A 16113-nucleotide genomic window follows, 5' to 3' on the forward strand; every position below is an offset into this window, starting at 1 on the left:
GAATATCCGCTCGCCGCGCGCCGGCCGTCGCGCGCACCCCGCCGCGGACGTGCTGTCGCGGGCCCGGCGGTCGAGGACGCCGATCCGCCCGCCGGATCGGGCGCCGATCCGCCCGCCACCGGCCCCGCCACGAGCGGCGACGCCCCCGGCCAGCGCACCTGGTCCGCCATCGGCAGCACGGGCGTGCGCGGCGCGGCGGCCTCCGCGCAGTCCGGGCACCACGACGAGCGGCGGCGCTCGCGACCCGGCCGCCTCCGCTGCTCCTCGGGCGTGGCGACGAAGACATGCCCGACGTCGCACTGCCAGGTGAGGAGCACGTCGGCCGCGGGCGGCACCTGCGTGAGCGTGATGCCGCGGTTGAACTCGGGGTGGTACTGCCGGATGAGCACGGGGAACGACGCCCACGCCTCCCGGTAGGTGCCCACCGGGTACGGCACGTCGAGGCCGCGCGACCATCGGCGCCGCGCCCACCACGCATCCACCGGCTCGGGCATGCCGTCACGCTAGGGGCGACCACCGACGTCCCCCTAGCCTGGGGCGATGCCCGACCTCGCGACCGACCGGCTCCACCTCCGCCGCTTCACGGAGGCGGACGCGCCCTTCCTGCTCGACCTGCACGCGCGGCCGGAGGTGATGCGGTGGATCGGCTCGGGCGCGGTGCAGGCGGATACCGCGCAGGCCGTCGACCGCGCCGCCCGCTACGCCGCCCTCGACCACCCGGTGCGCGGGATCTGGGCGATCACCGACCGCGACGGCGGCGCCCTCCTCGGCACCCTCCTGCTCAAGGGCCTGCCCGAGTCGGCCGCGCCCCTGGCCGGCGACGACCCGGCCCCGCGCGACGTCCCGGAGGAGGGCGAGACCGAGATCGGCTGGCACCTCCACCCGGACGCCTGGGGCCGCGGCGTCGCGACGGAGGCGGCGCGGCGGGTGCTCGTCCACGCGGCCGAGGGCGGGCTGACGCGCGTGCTCGCGGTCACGAACCCGGCGAACGCGCCGTCGCAGGCGGTGTGCCGTCGGATCGGCATGCGTCCCCTCGGCCGCACGCGCGGCTACTACGACAAGGAGCTCGAGCTGTTCCGGATCGACCTCCCGTAGGCGCGGCGGCGTCAGCTGTCCCGTTCGCGCGCCCTCCGGGTCGCGCGGTCGTTCGCCTTCCGGATCCCCTCCACCAGCTCGTCCTTCGTCATGCGGCTGCGACCCGGCACGTCGAGGCGGCGCGCGATCTCGACCAGGTGCGCCTTCGACGCGTTCGCGTCGACGCCGCCGGCCGTGCCCGCGCCGCGCTCCTCGGCGCCCGCGTCCGACGGGCCCTTCCCGTCCTTCGGCTCCCAGTGGTCGCCGACCTTCTCGAAGCCGTGCTTGAGCGCGGCGTAGGCCGTGCGCTCGGCGCGCTCGCCGGATCCGTACTGCTCCTCGGCCGCCGCGTGCGCCGCCGACCAGGTCGCCTGCGCGTGCTCGGGGGAGCGTCGGATGGTGCTGGGCATGTCGTCCTCGGGGGCCACGGATCCTCCTCGTGCTCGGTGCGGGCGGCCTCGCGCGCCCGCCGTCCCTCCACCCTGCCCCTCCCCGCCGACCTCGGCGACCCGGGCGCGGGTCCGGCGGTCAGGGCACGTACTCCTGCGACCAGAGGTCCGCCTGCACGACCAGGAGCGGCCCCTGCACCTCCGCCGTGAGCGAGATCGTGCGGGGATCCCAGAGCGTCCCGGGGAGGCGCGCCTGCGGCGTGGCCCCCAGCTCGGCCGCGAGCTCGTCGGGCGTCATCCCCTCGGGCGGGCGCACGGACAGGAGCGTCCAGCATCCCCCCGACGCGCAGTCGACGCTCTCGTCGACTACGGCGCTGCCCTCCGGGAACGGGATCGAGGAGGCCGCCGGGACGTCCCCCTCGGTCGCGAACACGGCCAGCCCGGCCAGCCGGACGAGGGCCAGGAGCACGAGGACGGGGACGACGACCGCGAGCGCGATGAGGATCCCCCGGCCGGGCCGGCGGCTGCTCTCCCGGGTGTCGGCCATCCCTAGCGACCCTAGCGGGCGCCGCGCCGCCGGGCGCCCCGCGGCCGTCCGCCATCGCCCTGCCCCTCCGCGCGGGGGATGATGGACCCATGGCGTCTCCGCTCCACCCCCGCACCCCGTCCCTCCTCCGTCGTGCCGCGCTCGCCGCGGGAGCCGCCGCGCTCGTGCTCGGAGGGGCGCTCATCCCGGCGGGCGCCGCGTCCGCGCACGACCGGCTCGTGGGATCCACGCCCGCCGCCGACGCCACCGTCACGGACGAGCCCGGCACCGTCGCGCTCGACTTCAGCGAGGACCTCCTCTCCCTCGACGCGCAGGCCTCCGGCTTCGCGATCCAGGTGGTCAACGCCACCGACGGCTCCTTCCACCAGGACGGCTGCGTCACGGTCGACGGATCCACCGCCACGAGCCGCATCGCGCTCGGCACGGCCGGCACCTACCAGGTGACCTGGCGCGCGGTCTCGAGCGACAGCCACCCCATCGACGGCACCTACTCCTTCACCTACGCCCCGACGGGCGACACGACCGGTACCCCGGCGATCCTCGAGGCGCCGGCCTGCGGCGACGCCTGGGCGGGCAGCGCGGCGACCGCGACGCCCGAGCCCGAGGGCACCATGACCACGCAGGGCGCGGAGTCCGCCGCCCCCGCGCCCACCTCGGACGCGCAGTCCGGCGAGTCCGTGCCGCTCGCGGAGACGGCCGAGAGCACGCCCGTGTGGGTGTTCGTGCTCATCGGCTTCGTGATCCTCGCGGCCGCCGTGCTCGTGGTGCTCGGCGTCGTGCGCCGCTCGTCGCGCCGCTTCCCGGGCGAGGACGGCCGCAGCGTCGGCGGGCCGACGGACGGAGCCGACGACCCGCGCTAGCCGAGCGGGCGGATCGGGCTAGGCCCGGTCGCCCCCGCCGAGCGCGCGACGCAGCGCCGTGAGGTCGTCGCCGTCGAGCGTGCCGGCGAAGCGCAGCAGCGCGGCCTCGCGGTCCTTCGTGGCCGCGAGCGCACCCGACATGAGCGATGCCGCGTGGTCGGTGCGCGACCGGGCGGGGGCGAACGTGAGCGCGCGCGCCTCGTCCGAGCGGGTGACGAGGCCCTTCTGGCCGAGCCGCTCCAGCACCGTGAGCACGGTCGTGAGCGCGGGCCGCGGATCCGGGATGCGGGCGACCACGTCCTTGGCCGTCAGCGGGTCGTCGGCGTCCCACAGCGCGTCCATGATGGCGGCCTCGAGCTCGCCGCGGGGGCGCTGGCGTCCGATCGACACGGGCGTCTCCCCTCGGGACGGTGGGCGGATGGAGGTGACGATCCTACGCCGACCGGACGGGCCCCGGCCGACGCCCGAGCCCGACGCGGTCAGCCGCCGCACCGCCGGATCGGGCACGATGGACGCATGACCGATTCACAGGACCGAGAGCCCACCCCCCTCGAGCAGGCCATCGCGCGCGGCCAGGCGGGCGAGTCCGACATGACCGCCGTCCTCACGGAGTTCATCAACACGACGGTCGTGGTGCCCACCGCCACGCCCCTCACTCCCGAGACCGACCAGCTGCAGCCCGTGCTCTTCGACCGCGAGGGCGTGCCCATGCTCGCCGCGTTCACGCACGAGGACCGCATCGACGAGAAGGTGACGAGCGTCGCCGACCACGTCGCCACGATCCCCGCCGCCGAGCTCGTGCAGGCGATCCCCGAGGGCACCGGCCTCGTCATCAACGTCGGCACCACCGACGGCTTCGAGATGATGCCCGAGGGCGTCGCGCAGCTCGCCGACGACGTGCGCCGCGTCATCGACACCGACGAGGACGGCGCGCCCCAGGCGCCCGCCGCGCCCTCGCCCGACGCGATCTGACACCGCCGGTCGACCCGACCACCCGACGCCGCCGCATCCCGGATGCGGCGGCGTCGTCGCGTCCGGCGCCGGAGTCGGCCGGGAATCGTCACACGGTGGAAACGTCCCGCTCGATATGCTGGGACGCGTAACACGGCCGCGCACGCATCGCGGGAGAGCTCCTCCGGGGGCACCGAAGGAGCAAGCCTCCCCGCCAATCTCTCAGGTCCACGTACCGCGATGCACTGGCCACTCTGAAAAGCAGCCGTCCCGCACGGCTCGCCCACGGTGAAAGCACCGTCCTCGGACGGCGCGAAGCTCTCAGGCCCATGACAGAGGGGGAGTCCCGCATCCGGCGTCCGCGTCGGAGAAGACCGGAGGACTCCATGCCCGACGCACCCGACGCCACCGCCGCCACCGCCGCCTCGGCCCCGCCCCGCCGATCCCCGCTGCACGCCGTGCACGAGGCGGCCGGCGCCTCCTTCACCGACTTCGCCGGGTGGCTCATGCCGGTGCGCTACACGAGCGACCTCGCCGAGCACCGCGCCGTGCGCGAGGCCGCGGGCATCTTCGACATCTCGCACATGGCCGAGATCGCCGTGGAGGGCGAGGGCGCCGGCGCGTTCCTCGACTCCGTCCTCGCGGGGAAGCTGTCCGCCATCGCCGAGTGGCAGGCGAAGTACACGCTGCTGCTGGATCCCTCGGGCGGCATCGTCGACGACCTCATCGTCTACCGCACCGGCGAGGAGGCCTTCCTGGTCGTCGCCAACGCGGGCAACCACGATCCCGTCCTCGCCGTCCTCGCCGAGGCCGCCGCGGGCCTCGACGACGTGTCGGTCGACGACGCGAGCGACGACGTCGCGCTCATCGCCGTCCAGGGCCCGGTGTCCCGCGCGATCCTCGAGGCCACCGCGGGCCTCGAGACCGAGACGCCGCCCGAGGCGCTCCGCTACTACCGCGCCACCGCCGCGCGCTTCGCCGGGCAGGACGTGCTCGTCGCCCGCACCGGCTACACGGGCGAGGACGGCTACGAGCTCTACGTCGCCGCCGAGGACGCCGTCGCCCTGTGGGAGGCGCTCGTCGCGGCCGGCACGCCGCTCGGCCTCCTGCCCACGGGCCTCGCCTGCCGCGACACGCTCCGCCTCGAGGCGGGCATGCCGCTCTACGGCCACGAGCTCGGCCTCCACACGCTCCCGGTGCAGGCCGGCCTCGGCAAGGTGGTCGCGCTCGCCAAGGAGGGCGACTTCCGCGGGCGCTCGGCGATCGAGGCGGGGCCGGATCCCGTCTCCCGCGTGCTCGTCGGCCTCGTCACCGAGGGCCGCCGCGCGCCCCGCGCCGACTACCCCGTCTACGCCGAGGAGGCCGCGGGCGACTCCGCCGAGGCCCTCGAGGCCGTGATGGACGCGACCGAGGGCGCCGTGCCGCCCGTCGGTATCGTCACGAGCGGAGCCCTGTCGCCCACGCTCGGCCACCCCGTCGCCATGGCGTACGTGGATCCCTCGCTCGCCGCCCCCGGCACGCGCCTCACCGTCGACGTCCGCGGCACGCGCGTGCCCGCCACCGTCGTGACCCTCCCCTTCTACTCGCGAAAGGCCTCCTCATGACCGACCAGACCAGCCTCCAGTACACCGCCGAGCACGAGTGGGTGCAGGTCGACGGAGACGTCGCGACCGTCGGCATCACCGCCTACGCCGCCGACAAGCTCGGCGACGTTGTCTTCGTCGAGCTGCCCGCCGTGGGCGACGAGCTCTCGGGCGGCGAGGTCGTCGGCGAGATCGAGTCGACCAAGTCGGTCGGCGAGCTGTTCGCGCCCATCGACGGCACCGTCACCGAGGTCAACGACGACGTCGTGGCGTCGCCCGACCTCGTCAACAGCGACCCGTTCGGCGCCGGCTGGCTCGTGAGGGTCCGCTTCGAGGCCCTGCCCACGCTCCTCAGCCACGACGAGTACCTCGCGCTGGTGGGCGAGTGACCGCCGTCGACGCCGGCACGCGCCCGGCCACACCCGCCCCCGCCGCGGTGCCCGACGTCGCGGAGGAGTCCTCGGCCTTCGCCCCCGGCGCGTTCGGCGCCCGCCACATCGGCATCGACTCCGAGGCCCGCGCCACCATGCTCGGCGTCCTCGGCCACGACTCCATCCCGTCGCTGCTGGCGAAGGCCGTGCCCGAGACGATCCAGGTCGACCGCTTCCGCACCGAGGGCGACTCCGTGCTGCCCGAGGCCGCCACCGAGCGCGACGCCCTCGCCGAGCTCCGCCGCATCGCGGGCCGCAACCGCGTGCGCACCTCGATGATCGGCCTCGGCTACCACGACACGATCACGCCCGCCGTGATCACCCGCAACGTGCTCGAGAACCCGAGCTGGTACACGGCCTACACGCCCTACCAGCCGGAGATCTCGCAGGGCCGCCTCGAGGCGCTCATCAACTTCCAGACGATGGTCGCGGAGCTCGCAGGGCTCGCGACCGCGAACGCGTCCATGCTCGACGAGGCCACGGCCGTCGTCGAGGGCATGCTGCTCGCGCGCCGCGCCTCCAAGGCGAAGACCCCCGTCTTCCTCATCGACGCCGACGCCCTGCCGCAGACGCGCGCGCTCCTCGACAGCCGCGCCGCCGCGCTCGGCATCGAGCTGGTCGCGCACGACCTCGCCACGGTGGATCCCGCGGAGCTGCCCGACGCGTTCGGCGCCTTCATCCAGTACCCCGGCGCCTCGGGCCGCGTCTTCGACCCGAGCGCGGTCATCGCCCGCGTGCACGAGGCGGGCGGCCTCGCGGTCGTCGCGGCCGACCTCCTCGCGCTCACCGTGATCACGTCGCCCGGCGAGCTCGGCGCGGACATCGCGGTCGGCACCTCGCAGCGCTTCGGCGTGCCCATGGGCTTCGGCGGTCCGCACGCCGGCTACCTCGCGGTGCGCGCCGGCCTCGAGCGCCAGATGCCCGGCCGCCTCGTCGGCGTCAGCCAGGACGCGGCCGGCCACCCCGCCTACCGCCTCTCGCTGCAGACGCGCGAGCAGCACATCCGCCGCGAGAAGGCCACCAGCAACATCTGCACGGCGCAGGTGCTGCTCGCCGTGATGGCCTCGATGTACGCGGTGTACCACGGGCCGAAGGGCCTCCGCGTGATCGCGCGTCAGGCCAACCGGGGCGCTCGCCGCCTCGTCCGCTCGCTCGCGACGGTCGGCATCGAGCCGATCCACTCGTCGTACTTCGACACCGTGCGCGTCTCCGTGCCCGGCCGCGCCGACGAGATCCTCGCGTCCGCTGCGGAGGGCGGGGTCAACCTGCTCCGTGTGGACGCCGACACCCTTGGCTTCAGCGTCGACGAGGCCACGCGCCCCGAGGACCTCGCGGTCGTCGCGCGCGCCTTCGGCGCCGAGCTCGCGGAGGACGAGGGCGCGACGCGCGACCTGTCGTCCATCCCTCACGGCTCGATCCGCACGAGCGAGTACCTCACGCACGCCGTCTTCTCCACGCACCGCTCCGAGACCGGCATGATGCGCTACCTCAAGCGCCTCTCCGACAAGGACTACGCGCTCGACCGCGGCATGATCCCGCTCGGCTCGTGCACCATGAAGCTCAACGCGGCCACCGAGATGGAGGCCGTCACCTGGCCCGAGTTCCAGGCCATCCACCCCTTCGCGCCGGCCGACGACGTCGAGGGCTACCTGGAGCTGGTCCTCCAGCTGGAGACCTGGCTCGCCGACGTCACGGGCTACGACACCGTGAGCCTCCAGCCGAACGCCGGCAGCCAGGGCGAGCTCGCGGGCCTCCTCGCCATCCGCGGCTACCACCTCGCGAACGGCGACGACGCGCGCACGGTCTGCCTCATCCCGCAGAGCGCGCACGGCACGAACGCGGCGAGCGCCGTGCTCGCCGGGATGCGCGTCGTGGTCGTGGCGTGCGACGAGCTCGGCAACGTCGACCTCGACGACCTGCGCGCGAAGATCGCGACGCACCGCGACGAGCTCGCGGGCCTCATGATCACGTACCCCTCCACCCACGGCGTCTACGAGCACGAGGTCGGCGCGATCTGCGAGGCCGTGCACCAGGCCGGCGGCCAGGTCTACGTCGACGGCGCGAACCTCAACGCGCTGCTCGGCTTCGCCCGGTTCGGCGACTTCGGCGGCGACGTCTCGCACCTCAACCTGCACAAGACGTTCTGCATCCCGCACGGCGGCGGCGGACCCGGCGTCGGCCCGGTCGCGGCGAAGGCGCACCTCGCGCCCTTCCTGCCCGGCCACCCGCAGGCGCAGCGCAACGTGCACGCCCTCGTGCAGGACGGCGTCGTCTCGACCATCGAGCACGGCGGCGCCCCCGTGTCGGCCGCGCCCTACGGATCCCCGAGCATCCTCCCGATCAGCTGGGCCTACGTCCGCATGATGGGCGCCGAGGGGCTCAAGCAGGCGACCGGCGCCGCGGTGCTCTCGGCGAACTACATCGCCGCGCGCCTCCGCGACCACTACCCGGTGCTCTACGCGGGGGAGGACGGCCTCGTCGCGCACGAGTGCATCCTCGACCTGCGCCCGCTGACGGCCGCGACCGGGATCACGGTGGACGACGTCGCCAAGCGCCTCGTCGACTACGGCTTCCACGCGCCCACCATGAGCTTCCCGGTCCCGGGCACGCTCATGGTCGAGCCCACCGAGAGCGAGGACCTCACCGAGGTCGAGCGCTTCATCGCGGCCATGATCGGCATCAAGCAGGAGGCCGACTCCGTCGCCGCGGGCGAGTGGCCCGCGGACGACAACCCGCTTCGGAACGCGCCGCACACGGCCGAGTCGGTCATCGCGGGGGAGTGGAACCACGCGTACACGCGCGAGCGCGCCGTCTACCCGGTGTCGACCCTCGTGCGCGACAAGTACTGGCCGCCCGTGCGCCGCATCGACCAGGCCTACGGCGACCGCAACCTGTTCTGCGCCTGCCCGCCGCCGGAGGCGTTCGCCTGATCCGCGGAGCCTGAGCGCGACGCACCGCGCCACCGGGCCACCGCGCCACCGCACCACCGCCGAGGGCGGCGGGACCACCCGGTCCCGCCGCCCTCGCGGCGTCCCGCCCCTGCCCGCCCGCTCGCGTTCACCCGCCGTCCATCGCCTGGGGTCGAAGCGTCGACAGCGCGTACCTATGGTGGACGCTGCGTCCACAGGATCCCGAGCGGGATCCCCGGACCGGACCGGACGCGGAGAGGAGCGCCACCCGTGACCACCCCCGGCCGGACGCTCGTGTTCGACTTCGACGGCACCGTCTCCCTCGGGGACGGCCCGGTGCTCCGCTACGCGCACCACGTGGCCGAGACGCTCCCCGGCGACGACGCGCGCACGCGCTTCGCCGCCGCCGTGGCCGCGGGCCTCGACGACGTCGGCGGGCCCGACGGGGCGGTCGACGGATACGCGCTCGTGCAGGCGCTCGCCGTGCAGCACGACGTGCCGGCGCGGCTCGTCTCCGCGGCGTTCCTGGCGAGCCGCGCCGAGCTGGGCGGCCCGCACGCCCCCGTCGTCGGCCCCGCCGGCCTCGGCCGCTTCCTCCGCGGCCTCGCGGGGCAGGCGACGCGCGTGCTCGTCACGAACTCGCCGGCCGTCCGGATCCCGGAGGCGCTCGCCGCGCTCGGCATCGCCGGCGCCTTCGACGAGGTCGTCACGGGCGCGGGCAAGCCCGCCGGGATGGGCGAGGTCCTCGACCGCGCGGATCCCGGTCCCGCCGCGGGTCCGCCCGCCGCCCGCCTCCTCAGCGTCGGCGACCTCTGGGTCAACGACCTGGAGCCCGCGCACGCCCGCGGCTTCAGCACCGCGCTCGTGGGACCGGGCGCGTCGGCGGACGACCGGCCCACCTTCCGCGCCGCCACCGTCGCGGGCCTCTACGCGGACATCCGCGCCTGGCTCGACGGCGCCCCCTCGACCACCACCTCCTCCCTCGCCGCTCCCCACGGAAAGCAGATGCACGCATGAAGAAGCCCGCCCTCCCGCTCCTCGTCCTCGGGGCCGTGACCGCCCTTGCGCTCACCGGCTGCTCCGCCGGTGCCGGGTCCGACGCGTCCGGCACGCCCGCGGCCGCCGCGGATCCCACCTCCCTCACGCTCGCGCTGGTCCCGTCGCAGGACCAGGACGGCCTCGTCGAGACGGCGGCCCCGCTCACCGACATGCTCACGAAGGCGCTCGGCATCCCCGTCACCGGCGTGGTGTCGAAGGACTACCAGGCGGCCGTCGAGGCGATGGGCGCCGACCAGGCGCAGATCGGCTTCCTCCCGTCGCTCCAGCTCTGGCAGGCGAGCGACATGTACGGCGCGAAGGTCGTGCTGCAGACCGAGCGCAACGGCAACATCACCTATCCCGCGCAGTTCATGACGAACGACCCCGACAAGTACTGCGACGACACCCCGGTCGAGCGCGACGGCATGCTCTTCTGCAACGGCGCCGACGCGCTCGCGGGCCCGCAGGGCCTCGACTCCATCACGAAGGTGCAGGGCGCGAAGGTCGCGGTCCTCGGCCCGGGCTCTCCCGCCGGCTACATCTACCCGATGCTCGCCCTCAAGGACGCGGGGCTCGACATCGACTCCGACATCCAGCAGATCCCCGTCACCGCCAACGACGCCTCGGTGCTCGCGGTCTACAACGGCGACGCCGAGGTCGGCTTCAGCTTCTGGGACGCCCGCACCATCGTCGCCAAGGACAAGCCGGACGTCGGCCAGAAGGTCGTCGTCTTCGCCATGACCGACGAGATCCCGAACGACGGCGTCGCCGTCTCCGGCTCGCTGTCGCCTGCGCTCCAGGAGAAGATCACGACGGCGCTCGCGGACTACTCGGCCACGCCCGAGGGATCCGCGGCCCTCACCGCCGTGTACTCGATCACGAAGCTCGCGCCCGCCGACCCGTCGTCGCTCGACGTCGTCGCCCGCGCCGCCGAGTCGCTCGGTCTGCAGTAGCCCGTGCCCGACACCCGCTCCCTGGCGGAGGCCGGCGCGCTCGCGCCGGCCTCCGCGCCGTGGGCCGTGCGCCTCGCCGGCGTCACGGTCCGCTACCCCAACGGCGTCGTCGCGCTGAAGGACGTCTCGCTCGACATCGCCGGCGGCGAGATGGTCTCCATCGTCGGCCTGTCCGGATCCGGCAAGTCGAGCCTCATCCGCACGATCAACGGACTCGTCCCCGTCACCTCCGGCGAGGTGGAGGTCGGCGGCACGCGCGTCGACGGGCTCGCCGGCCGCCCGCTCCGCGCCCTCCGCGGCGACGTCGGCATGATCTTCCAGGGCTTCAACCTGGCGAAGCGCGCGAGCGTGCTGCACAACGTGCTCGTCGGCCGGCTCGCGCACACGCCCGGCTGGCGGACCTTCCTCGGCCTGCACAGCGCGGCCGACCGGGAGATCGCGTTCCAGGCGCTGGAGAGCGTCGGGATCCTGCCCAAGGTCTGGGACCGGGCGTCCACCCTCTCGGGCGGGCAGCAGCAGCGCGTCGCCATCGCGCGGGCGCTCGCGCAGCGGCCGCGCCTCGTCCTCGCCGACGAGCCCGTCGCGAGCCTCGACCCGCCGACCGCGCACGGCGTGATGGGCGACCTCCGTCGCATCAACCGCGAGCTCGGGATCACTGTGCTCACGAACCTCCACCTCCTCGACCTCGCGCGCGAGTACGGCGACCGCATGATCGGCCTCCGGGCCGGCGAGGTCGTCTACGACGGCCCGGCGGCGACCGCGGGCGACGACGTGTTCGAGGCCATCTACGGCCGGTCGATCCGGCCCGAGGACACCCTCGGATGAGCGTCCGGGAGCTGCCGCCCAGGCCGGCGGGCCGGTGGAAGCCGTGGCTCGCGCTCGCGGTGGTGCTCGCGATCACCGCGGTCGCGATGAGCCCGCAGCTGGGCGTCGCGTTCGGGTTCGACGCCATCGCGCGCAACTGGCGGAACGGCGCCGACAAGCTCGTGCGCCTGGTCCAGCCCGACTGGGCGTTCTTCCCGCGCACGGTCGCGCCCATGCTCGAGACGCTCGCCATGGCCGTCGTCGCCACGGTCGCGGGCGCCGCGGTCGCGCTGCCGCTCAGCCTCCGGGCGGCGCGGCTCACGAACCCGCATCCGGTGAGCCGTGGGATCCTCCGCGCGATCCTCAACGTCGTCCGCGCGGTGCCCGAGCTGCTCTACGCCTCGGTGCTCGTCGCGATGGTGGGCGTGGGCGCGCTGCCCGGCATCATCGCGCTGGTCCTCTTCAACGTCGGCATCATCGTCAAGCTCGTGTCGGAGGCCATCGAGTCGAACGACGCGGGTCCGCTCGAGGCCGGTCGCGCGGCGGGCGGCACGCGGATGCAGGTCGACCGCGCCGTGGCCCTCCCGGACGTGCTCCCCGGATTCGTCGGCCAGACGCTCTACGTGCTCGAGCTCAACGTGCGCGCGTCCACCGTCCTCGGCCTCGTCGGCGCGGGCGGCATCGGCCTCCTCATCGACGCCGTGCGCACCTTCTACCGCTACGACCAGCTCGCGCTGATCGTGCTCGAGATCCTCGTGATCGTCATCGTGATCGACCTCGTCTCGAACGAGATCAGGAAGAGGATCGCATGAGCCTCGCCGTGCCCGCCCGCCCCCGCCGTCCCGGACGCGTCATCGCCGCCGCGGGCATCACCGTCGTCGTGGCGGTCGCCTGCTGGTCGGCCGACATCGCGTGGGACCGCCTCGGCGACCTGCCGGCCGAGGTCGTCCGCTACCTCTGGCTCATGTTCGCCAGCCCCGACTGGTCGAAGCTGCCCGAGGCGCTCGCGCAGACGTGGGTCTCCGTGCTCATGGCCTGGGTCGGCACCGTCCTCGGCATCGTGGTGTCGGTGCCGCTCGCGTTCGTCGCCGCCCGCGGGTTCGCGCCCGCTGCCGTGCGCTGGCCGCTGCGGATCCTGTTCTCCGCCATCCGGGCGGTGCCGGAGATCATCACGGCGATCGTCATCCTGTCCGTCACCGGACTCACGCCGCTCACGGGCGCGCTCGCGCTCGCCGTGTCGAGCGTCGGCACGCTCGGCAAGTGGGGGTACGAGTCCGTGGAGGGCGTCGACGGCGGGCCGCTCGAGGCCGTGCGCGCAGCCGGCGGCGGCGCCTGGTCGCTGATCCGCTGGGGCGTCTGGCCGCAGGCGAGCGGCGAGTTCCTCTCCTTCTGGCTGTACCGCTTCGAGATCAACGTGCGCGCCTCGGCGGTGCTCGGGCTCATCGGCGTCGGCGGGATCGGCGACATGCTCACCTCCTACACTCAGTACCGGGAGTGGCCCACCGTCGGCGTGCTCCTCATCGTGGTCGTCGCCGTCACCATGTCGATCGACGCGATCTCCGGTGCCATCCGCCGCCGGATCACCGAGGGGGCCAGGGTCCGTGCAGTGGAGTGACGACGTCGGGCCCACCACCCGCATCGCGACGGTGGTCAACGCCCTGCAGCCGAGCGAGCGCCGGGTCGTGCAGCTGATCCTCGACGACACGGAGGGCGTGGTGGAGATCACCGCGCAGGAGCTCGCCGACCGGGCGGGCGTCGCCCGGTCCACCGTCGTCCGCTCCTGCCAGAGCCTCGGCTACCGCGGCTACCCGCAGCTGCGCGTCGCGCTCACCCGCGAGCTCGCGCGCAGCTCGGCCCGCACGTCCGCCGCCGCGGGCGACCGCGGGCATGGCTCCAGCGCGCTCGGCCGGATCCGCTCCGACCTCGACGCGCTCGCCGCCGCCCTGCCCCGGGTCGCGAGCGTCCTCACGGAAGCGGAGGTGGAGGACGCCGTCACCCGCGTCGTCGGCGCCCGCCGCCTGGTCATCGTCGCGAGCGGCCTGTCCTCGCCGCTCGCCCTCGACCTCTCCATGCGCCTCACCGCCGTCGGCCGCCCCGCGGAGCACGTCGCCGATCCCATCGGGCAGCAGATCGCCGTCAGCCGGCTGGGCGCCGACGACGTGGTCCTCGTCATCAGCGGCAGCGGCGCCAACGAGCTGAGCCTCCGCGCCGCGCGCTCCGCCCGGGCCTCCGGCGCGGCGATCGTCGTCGTCACCTCGTTCGCGACCTCGCCCATCGGCGCGCTCGCCGACGTCGCCCTGGTCGTGGCTCCCGCGAAGGCGGGCTTCCGCCACGAGGTGGAGCACACCTCGCGCGTCCCGCACGTGATCGTGCTGGAGTCGCTGGTGGAGATCGTCGCCGACCGGCTCGGCGCGACGGCGGTGGACACCCGCGCGGGCGTCCTCACCATCCTCAGCGACGCCCTCAGCGACTGACGGAGCGCGGGCGCCTCCCACGGAGGCGCCCGCGCTGCTCGCGCCTAGTGCTCGGTCGCCTTCTCCGCGCCGTGCCCGGTGAGCGACCGGACGTCCATCTCGGCCGCGATGAGCGGATCCTCCTTGCGCGTCGACGTCACGGTCCCGATCCAGCCGAGCAGGAACCCGACGGGGATCGACACGATCCCCGGGTTGCTCAGCGGGAACCACGAGAAGTCGACCCCCGGGATCATCGACGTCTCCGCGCCCGACACCACGGGGGAGAACGCGATCAGCACGAGCGCCGTCCCGAGCCCGCCGTACATGCTGAGCACCGCGCCCCGCGTGGAGAAGCGCCGCCAGTAGAGGGAGTAGAGGATCGTCGGCAGGTTCGCGCTCGCCGCCACCGCGAACGCGAGCGCCACGAGGAACGCCACGTTCTGCCCGTTGGCGCCGATGCCCGCGATGATCGAGACGATCCCGATGACGACGACCGTGATCCGCGCGACGCGCACCTCGCCGTTCGCCGAGACCTGCCCCTTCTTGATGACGCTGCCGTACACGTCGTGCGCGAAGGACGCCGCCGCCGTGATGGTGAGCCCGGCGACCACCGCCAGGATCGTCGCGAACGCCACGGCCGCGATGATCCCGAGCAGGATCGGCCCGCCGAGCTCGAGCGCCAGCAGGGGCGCCGCGGAGTTCACGCCGCCGGGGGCCGCGAGGATCCGCTCGCTCCCGAGCAGCGCTCCCGCGCCGTACCCGAGCACCAGGGTGAAGAGGTAGAAGACGCCGATGAGCCAGATCGCCCAGACGACGCTGCGGCGCGCCTCCTTCGCGGTCGGCACCGTGTAGAAGCGCATGAGCACGTGGGGGAGGCCCGCCGTGCCGAGCACCAGCGCGAGCGCGAGCGACAGGAAGTCGAGCTTCGTGATCCCCGTGGCGCCGTACTGGTTGCCGGGCTCGAGGACCGGCTTGTCGGCCACCGCGGCGGCCGCGCCCAGGAGCTCGGACACGTTGAAGCCGTGGATCGCCAGCACCCACACGGTCATGACCGCGGCGCCCGCGATGAGCAGGCACGCCTTGATGATCTGCACCCAGGTCGTGCCCTTCATCCCGCCGACGAGCACGTAGACGATCATCAGCGCGCCGACCACCGCGATCACGAGCGACTGCCCGAGCCGGTCGTCGATCCCGAGCAGGAGCGAGACGAGCCCGCCCGCGCCGGCCATCTGCGCGAGCAGGTAGAAGAAGCAGACCGCGAGCGTGGTGGTCGCGGCGGCCAGCCGGACGGGCCGCTGCTTCAGCCGGAAGCTCAGCACGTCGGCCATCGTGAACTTGCCCGTGTTGCGCATGAGCTCGGCCACGAGCAGCAGCGCCACGAGCCACGCGACGAGGAATCCGATCGAGTAGAGGAACCCGTCGTACCCGTTGATGGCGATGGCGCCGACGATCCCGAGGAAGGACGCCGCCGAGAGGTAGTCGCCCGCGATCGCGGTGCCGTTCTGGGGCCCGGTGAAGGAGCGGCCGGCCGCGTAGTAGTCGGCCGCGGTCGAGTTATTGCGGCTCGCGCGGAAGACGATCACGAGCGTGATCACCACGAACGCCCCGAAGATCGAGATGTTGAGGACGGGATCGCCCGTGTCGGTCGTGGGCGTCGTCGCCATCACGGCGCCGGTCGCGGCGATCACCGCCGGCCGCCCTTCCGGCGCTTCGGCGGCGTGGATCCGCGCGGCCCCTCCAGTGCGACGCGCTCGCGCTCCTCCAGGTCGGCGCGGATCTCCGCGGCGATGGGGTCGAAGCGCGAGTTCGCGCGGCTCACGTACCAGGTGGTGATCGCGAACGTCGTGACGAACTGCCCGAGCCCGAGCAGGATCCCGAGGTTCACGTTCCCGATGACGGGGGTCGACATGAACTCGTGCGCGTAGTCGGACAGCAGCACGAACGCGAAGTACCAGACGAGGAAGGCCACGGCGAGGGGGAAGACGAAGCTGCGGTGCGCGCGCTTCAGCTCCGTGAACCGGGCCGAGTCCTCGACCTCCAGGTAGTCGATGGCCGGCCGGGGGTCCCCGGACGGATGAGCGGCGTCGCCCATGTGATCTCCTCGAGATACGGCCGCACCTC

Annotated in this window: 18 protein-coding genes and 2 riboswitches; of the genes, 12 read left to right on the top strand and 6 right to left on the bottom strand. The window is 73.9% G+C overall.

The genetic code is table 11. The annotated features are described in order from the left end of the window. A partial coding sequence (locus BFL37_RS14555) for a zinc-ribbon domain-containing protein (RefSeq protein WP_241533875.1) occupies positions 1 to 494 on the bottom strand: 494 nt, incomplete at its 3' end. A gap of 46 nt (positions 495 to 540) precedes the next feature. Between BFL37_RS14555 and BFL37_RS05240 the strand changes: the two genes are divergently transcribed. After that, positions 541 to 1095, top strand: a complete 555-nt coding sequence (locus tag BFL37_RS05240) for a GNAT family N-acetyltransferase (protein ID WP_086514104.1) — start codon at positions 541 to 543, stop codon at positions 1093 to 1095. Positions 1096 to 1106: 11 nt separating this feature from the next. On the opposite strand, the gene BFL37_RS05245 is transcribed toward BFL37_RS05240, so the two are convergent. Both BFL37_RS05245 and BFL37_RS05250 read right to left on the bottom strand, forming a co-directional pair. After that, positions 1107 to 1502: a ChaB family protein gene (locus BFL37_RS05245; protein WP_086514105.1), complete on the bottom strand. Its 396-nt coding sequence runs from the start codon at positions 1500 to 1502 to the stop codon at positions 1107 to 1109. A gap of 100 nt (positions 1503 to 1602) precedes the next feature. Then, positions 1603 to 2010, bottom strand: coding sequence for a hypothetical protein (locus BFL37_RS05250; RefSeq protein ID WP_086514106.1), 408 nt, complete (start codon positions 2008 to 2010; stop codon positions 1603 to 1605). An 89-nt stretch (positions 2011 to 2099) separates the two neighbouring features. Between BFL37_RS05250 and BFL37_RS05255 the strand changes: the two genes are divergently transcribed. Then, entirely contained in the window at positions 2100 to 2870 is a 771-nt protein-coding gene (locus BFL37_RS05255; RefSeq protein ID WP_086514107.1) for a copper resistance CopC family protein, read from the top strand. Between the two features lie 18 nt (positions 2871 to 2888). On the opposite strand, the gene BFL37_RS05260 is transcribed toward BFL37_RS05255, so the two are convergent. After that, positions 2889 to 3260, bottom strand: a complete 372-nt coding sequence (locus BFL37_RS05260; protein WP_086514108.1) for a BlaI/MecI/CopY family transcriptional regulator — start codon at positions 3258 to 3260, stop codon at positions 2889 to 2891. 126 nt (positions 3261 to 3386) lie between these two features. Here BFL37_RS05260 and BFL37_RS05265 point away from each other — a divergent pair, with 126 nt between their 5' ends. From BFL37_RS05265 to BFL37_RS05310, 10 genes are all read left to right on the top strand, one after another. Next, positions 3387 to 3842 carry an SseB family protein gene (locus tag BFL37_RS05265; RefSeq protein ID WP_086514109.1) on the top strand — a complete coding sequence of 152 codons (456 nt, stop codon included), beginning with the start codon at positions 3387 to 3389 and terminating at the stop codon, positions 3840 to 3842. A gap of 140 nt (positions 3843 to 3982) precedes the next feature. Further along, a riboswitch (glycine riboswitch) is annotated at positions 3983 to 4069 on the top strand. 1 nt (position 4070) lies between these two features. Further along, a riboswitch (glycine riboswitch) is annotated at positions 4071 to 4164 on the top strand. 43 nt (positions 4165 to 4207) lie between these two features. Next, positions 4208 to 5425 (top strand): glycine cleavage system aminomethyltransferase GcvT, encoded by a 1218-nt coding sequence (gene gcvT / locus BFL37_RS05270; protein ID WP_086514110.1) that lies wholly within the window; start codon positions 4208 to 4210, stop codon positions 5423 to 5425. After that, positions 5422 to 5793 carry a glycine cleavage system protein GcvH gene (gene gcvH / locus BFL37_RS05275; protein ID WP_086514111.1) on the top strand — a complete coding sequence of 124 codons (372 nt, stop codon included), beginning with the start codon at positions 5422 to 5424 and terminating at the stop codon, positions 5791 to 5793. Before gcvT ends, gcvH begins: the two co-directional genes overlap by 4 nt. Continuing rightward, positions 5790 to 8765, top strand: coding sequence for an aminomethyl-transferring glycine dehydrogenase (gene gcvP / locus BFL37_RS05280; RefSeq protein WP_086514112.1), 2976 nt, complete (start codon positions 5790 to 5792; stop codon positions 8763 to 8765). Before gcvH ends, gcvP begins: the two co-directional genes overlap by 4 nt. A gap of 249 nt (positions 8766 to 9014) precedes the next feature. Beyond that, a complete protein-coding gene (locus tag BFL37_RS05285) occupies positions 9015 to 9761 on the top strand; it encodes an HAD family hydrolase (RefSeq protein WP_086514113.1) in 747 nt (248 codons plus the stop codon). After that, complete coding sequence (gene phnD, locus BFL37_RS05290) at positions 9758 to 10735, top strand: phosphate/phosphite/phosphonate ABC transporter substrate-binding protein (protein WP_086514114.1); 978 nt, start codon at positions 9758 to 9760, stop codon at positions 10733 to 10735. The genes BFL37_RS05285 and phnD overlap by 4 nt, the downstream gene beginning before the upstream one ends. A 3-nt stretch (positions 10736 to 10738) precedes the next feature. Further along, entirely contained in the window at positions 10739 to 11560 is an 822-nt protein-coding gene (gene phnC, locus BFL37_RS05295; RefSeq protein ID WP_086514115.1) for a phosphonate ABC transporter ATP-binding protein, read from the top strand. Next, positions 11557 to 12351 (top strand): phosphonate ABC transporter, permease protein PhnE, encoded by a 795-nt coding sequence (phnE, locus tag BFL37_RS05300; protein WP_086514116.1) that lies wholly within the window; start codon positions 11557 to 11559, stop codon positions 12349 to 12351. The genes phnC and phnE (BFL37_RS05300) overlap by 4 nt, the downstream gene beginning before the upstream one ends. Next, on the top strand, positions 12348 to 13154 hold the full coding sequence (gene phnE / locus BFL37_RS05305) for a phosphonate ABC transporter, permease protein PhnE (RefSeq protein ID WP_086514117.1): 807 nt from the start codon (positions 12348 to 12350) through the stop codon (positions 13152 to 13154). The genes phnE (BFL37_RS05300) and phnE (BFL37_RS05305) overlap by 4 nt, the downstream gene beginning before the upstream one ends. Next, a complete protein-coding gene (locus BFL37_RS05310; protein WP_086514118.1) occupies positions 13141 to 14013 on the top strand; it encodes a MurR/RpiR family transcriptional regulator in 873 nt (290 codons plus the stop codon). The genes phnE (BFL37_RS05305) and BFL37_RS05310 overlap by 14 nt, the downstream gene beginning before the upstream one ends. A gap of 44 nt (positions 14014 to 14057) precedes the next feature. On the opposite strand, the gene BFL37_RS05315 is transcribed toward BFL37_RS05310, so the two are convergent. Together BFL37_RS05315 and BFL37_RS05320 are read right to left on the bottom strand one after the other, a co-directional pair. Then, a complete protein-coding gene (locus tag BFL37_RS05315) occupies positions 14058 to 15656 on the bottom strand; it encodes a solute symporter family protein (RefSeq protein ID WP_172403747.1) in 1599 nt (532 codons plus the stop codon). A gap of 20 nt (positions 15657 to 15676) precedes the next feature. Continuing rightward, positions 15677 to 16084: a DUF485 domain-containing protein gene (locus tag BFL37_RS05320; protein ID WP_086514120.1), complete on the bottom strand. Its 408-nt coding sequence runs from the start codon at positions 16082 to 16084 to the stop codon at positions 15677 to 15679. Between the last annotated feature and the right edge of the window lie 29 nt (positions 16085 to 16113).

It is taken from the genome of Clavibacter michiganensis (assembly GCF_002151125.1).
GTDB lineage: Bacteria > Actinomycetota > Actinomycetes > Actinomycetales > Microbacteriaceae > Clavibacter > Clavibacter michiganensis_C.